Annotated in this window: 3 protein-coding genes; all 3 read left to right on the forward strand. The window is 47.8% G+C overall.

Annotation, left to right across the window (positions count from 1 at the left end):
- The first annotated feature begins 571 nt into the window (after window positions 1-571).
- Complete coding sequence (locus tag AACZ40_RS28565; RefSeq protein WP_291175182.1) at window positions 572-1,627, forward strand: DUF3500 domain-containing protein; 1,056 nt, start codon at window positions 572-574, stop codon at window positions 1,625-1,627.
- 648 nt (window positions 1,628-2,275) lie between these two features.
- Window positions 2,276-3,163, forward strand: coding sequence for a sugar phosphate isomerase/epimerase family protein (locus AACZ40_RS28570; RefSeq protein ID WP_291175185.1), 888 nt, complete (start codon window positions 2,276-2,278; stop codon window positions 3,161-3,163).
- Window positions 3,164-3,414: 251 nt separating this feature from the next.
- On the forward strand, window positions 3,415-3,632 hold a 218-nt coding region (locus AACZ40_RS28575; RefSeq protein ID WP_339677016.1), incomplete at its 3' end, for a helix-turn-helix domain-containing protein.

The following is a 3,632-nucleotide window of genomic DNA, read 5'->3' on the forward strand; positions in this document are numbered from 1 at the left end:
GGGTCCTTTTCATCTGCTCCAGTCTTGACGGGAGGAGCCGGTTCCTGCGCCACACCTGTCAATTGACAGAATGACAGACAGGTGATGCTTACAATCACAAATAGCAAAGCAAATCGTTTTCTCATATTAATTCGATTTGAGCGGACAGGGGACTGCCTCTCTTCTTCCCAAAGTCGATGAAGAATATACAACACGCTGATAATGCCCGACTTGACTGTTAAAAGAACACGTTTCTGGAAATGTAGATAAGAGAACCAGCTATTCTAAGCCCATACTCATCAACATTCAATTACGCCCATCGCTCCAACCAGCAGTTTTCACAAATGCCTTGCCTGGAACACTGAACGCAAAGTCACACCGACAGCCTAACACCGGGCTCGGGCTGTTACCAGCATGAAATCTGCACATTTCCCAAACCGTCGAGAGAACAGTCTGAACCCGACTTACAATCGTCAGCGGAAATCGGCAATCTGATTTTTATTTGACGTTTAAGTTGCAGCGCTGATAGACTGGTTTCCTTACGGAACATTACCCTTCCTCCCTCAAATTCAAGAAAAGAACTGGTGCTCCTATGCAATTTGATCCACGCTTTTCAATGCCTGAATTGACTTCTGACTCTCTCTCAATCTCTCGTCGGCACTTTGTCAGAACCATGGGTGCGGCGATCGCGGGAACTCCATTTCTCGGTGTCGACAGGCTCCTGGCAGGTCAGACGGGGGATGCGTCGAAAGCCGCTGCTCCCGAACCACTGGTGAAACAGTTATACGAAAGCCTGAGTCCAGCACAAAAAAATAAAGTCTGCTTTGACTGGGATCACAAAGACAAAAATGGCCTGCTGCGACAGCACGTCCGTGCCAACTGGAACATCACAGAGCCGATCGTTCACAGCGATTTCTTTACTAAAGACCAGCAGGAAAAAATTGAAGCAATTTTCTTTGGCCATTTTGATCCCTCCTGGCATAAAAAAATCCGTAAACAATTAATGGACGATCAGGGCGGTTACGGGGAAGACCAGTCGATCGCCATCTTTGGCACACCTGGAACGGATCAGTTCCAGTTTGTCATGACAGGCCGTCACACCACGGTTCGCAGTGATGGAGACAGTGCGGAACATCTGGCATTCGGAGGACCGATCTTCTACGGTCATGCTGCTGAAGAATTTAATGAACCAGCAGATCATCCCGGTAATGTCTTCTGGGAACAGGCGCTGAAAGCCAACCAGGTTTACAAGATTCTGGATGGCAACCAGCGTAAAGCAGCCCTGATTCCCAAAGCACCTGCGGAATCGAACATTCAATTTAAAAAGTCCCCTGATCAAATCACCGGTCTTCAGATTGCCGACATGACCAAAGACCAGAAACAGGAAATGCAGTCTGTCCTGAATCTGTTGATTGAGCCTTTCCGTGCTTCCGATCAGAAAGAAGTCAGAAAGTGCATCGAAGCGCAAGGCGGACTCGATAAGTGCCGCATTTCCTTCTACCAGGCAGGCGACATCGGTAATGATGGAGTCTGGGATAACTGGAGACTGGAAGGTCCCGCTTTCGTCTGGCACTATCGTGGTGCTCCCCACGTGCATGTGTGGGTTAATATCTCGGCCGATCCAGGTACGCAGATCACCGCGACCTGATATCTGCAGAATAGAGGGCAAACCTCTAAACGATCAGAGGGGGACTGCTCTCTTTCAATCGGCAGTACCGCTGCAGCTTCATCACAGAAGTAACGCGGGAAGCATCTCTCCCTGGAATATCATTTCCTTGACAATGCGTGTCGAGCATGCTGTTGTGTTGTCAGCAGTATGCTCGACAGAGATTTTTTGCGCATGAACTACGGGATAAAAACTGTTTGCTGAATATGTCATATTCTTCCGGTTTTACTGCAAACATTTTTCAATTCATGGTTGCAATAATTTTCAGTTTACTCAAGCGGGATGAAGTTTCACTTCATGTTGATATTTAGAAACAGTAATGCGCTGAAGCGGAAAACGACGTTTTTATTGAACTCATTAAAACGAGGTTCAATGTCGGTTGACTTTCTGAGTGGATAAGCAATATTGGTTCTTAGTCAAAATCGTTTTTCCTTTTTTACTATGGAAAAATTTTTGCGATCACTTATGATACTCTCCAAGACATGACACTGGTCAAACCAGATCGTTGACCCTGCCTGTCAGATACTCCTGGAATATCATTCAGTATGTATACTTTTTGTTATTTCCAATTAGCAACTTCGCACTAATTGTTAATATACCTGATCTTCTCTCCAGACTGCAGGTGGCCGAGTGACTAAAGAGCTTCTCTCACAGCGTAAAGTCAATTCGTTCTCAACTTCTTCTTCGACACCTAAACCTGATCCTGCCAACCCGACACTTTCCTTGATGGATCGACTTTCGATCAGTCAAATCACAACTTATCACTGGTCTCTGGAAGAAAGTCTGCATGGCCTGGTAGCTGGCGGAATTCCTGCCGTCGGTCTCTGGAACCGGAAAATTCTGGATCTGGAACCAGCACAATCCGCAGAACTCGTAATCGATTCAGGCCTCAAAGTCTCAAGCATTTCCCTGGCAGGTGGTTTCACCGGATCTAACGAGTACTCTTTTGACGAAGCGATTGCCGATGCGACCCAGCTGATTGAATTCGGCGGACAGGTTAATGCGGCAGCAGTACAGGTCGCCAGCGGTCCCCGTGCCGGGCATACCGTAAATCATGCACGAGAGCTGACTGTGGATGCACTGAAGCGACTCGGTGATGTTGCTGGCTCTAATGGCATACGGCTGGCTCTTAAAACCATGCAGAACCCACAGGCAAGAAGCTGGACCTTTCTCAACTCGATCGAATCCACACTGGAATTGATCGACGCCTGTCAGCATCCAGCAGTCGGAATCGCAGTCGACCCTGCTCACATCTGGCATGACAAGTCTGCCAAAAACCTGATTACCGATATGATTTCGCTCATCGCAGCAGTACAAATTTCAGAAATGAAATCTGGCGAATCAGTCCAGGAACTGTTCCCCGAGCTTGATCTCATTGAAACCATTCATGAAGCCGGATATCAGGGTTACTTCGACCTGGAAATTTGGAGTGAACAGGTCTGGCAATCCGATTATTCAGAGATGCTTACCAGCCTGCGTCTTGCCTGCCAGCCTGAAACCCCTCCCCAGTTCAACTGAAAAGACTGCCTGTGAACGACAGGGATTTTTCCTGCTCCTTACGAAATTCCCTGCCTGTGATTGATAAACGGATCATAGTTTGGTTACGATGGTGACCATGACCGACGCGCAGATCAGATAAAAGCCCCTGGTAAAACGACCAGCCAGTTTTCACACCCAAGATTTTTTCAGCTTCCCTGAAAAACGGGTAGCCATAAAAATCCCTCGCTGATTGACTCTCTTCTGATTATTCTGGAATGTGGTGACACGTAATGGCTCACGAATCCTTTAGCCTGAGTGATCTGGCAAAACAGTTAGGCCGCGACCGCCGAGAACTGGAAAAACTAGCCAATCGAGGCAGAATTCCAGGGCGGAAGGTCCAGGGGGAATGGCAATTCCATTCCACAGAAATCACTCACTGGCTGGAACAGGAAATGCGCAGCTACACGATATCCGAACTCGAACGGGTGGAGCAGACCAATCCTCCCCC

It is taken from the genome of uncultured Gimesia sp. (assembly GCF_963972345.1).
In the GTDB taxonomy this organism is placed as follows: domain Bacteria; phylum Planctomycetota; class Planctomycetia; order Planctomycetales; family Planctomycetaceae; genus Gimesia.